Below are 556 nucleotides of genomic sequence, written 5' to 3' on the forward strand. Positions count from 1 at the left end.
ACACCCTCCCCGGCCTTTTGCGCTGCCGACTCCGATCCGCTGATCGCCGCCGATGTCACGCGCGGCGTGTGCCGGATGCTTCTGCGCCACGATTGCATCGCGATGGCAGAGGTGCCGCTGGGCGATGGCCGGCGCGCCGACCTGATGGCGCTCAATGTGCGTGGCGAGATCGTGATCGTCGAGGTCAAGGTGTCGCGCGCCGACCTGATCGGTGACGGCAAATGGACCGACTATCTGGCGCATTGCGACCGCTATTTCTGGGCGGTGCCGGCGGGGTTCGACCTGGCGCCGCTCGAGCGCCCCGATTTCCTGCCCGAACGCGCCGGCCTGATCGTCGCCGACCGCTACGACGCGGCGATCGTGCGGGAGGCGCGGACGGTGCCGCTCGCGAGTGCGACGCGGCGCAAATGCACGCTGGCGTTCGCCCGCCGCGCGGCGCGGCGGGTGATTACGCTGACCGATCCCGATGCCGAAGTCCCCGGTCGGGGATAAGGTTTAGAAGCTGGGGCCCGAGACGGCGCGCTTCTTGATCTTGGGCGCGTTTTTGAGCGCTTCG

At 68.9% G+C, this 556-nt stretch carries 1 protein-coding gene; it reads left to right on the forward strand.

The genetic code is table 11. The features are described 5' to 3' along the window. On the forward strand, window positions 1-492 hold a 492-nt coding region (locus tag ACK4S7_RS13195), incomplete at its 5' end, for an MmcB family DNA repair protein (RefSeq protein ID WP_409647727.1). Window positions 493-556: the final 64 nt, after the last annotated feature.

The organism is Sphingorhabdus sp., from assembly GCF_046292425.1.
Classification (GTDB): domain Bacteria; phylum Pseudomonadota; class Alphaproteobacteria; order Sphingomonadales; family Sphingomonadaceae; genus Sphingorhabdus_B.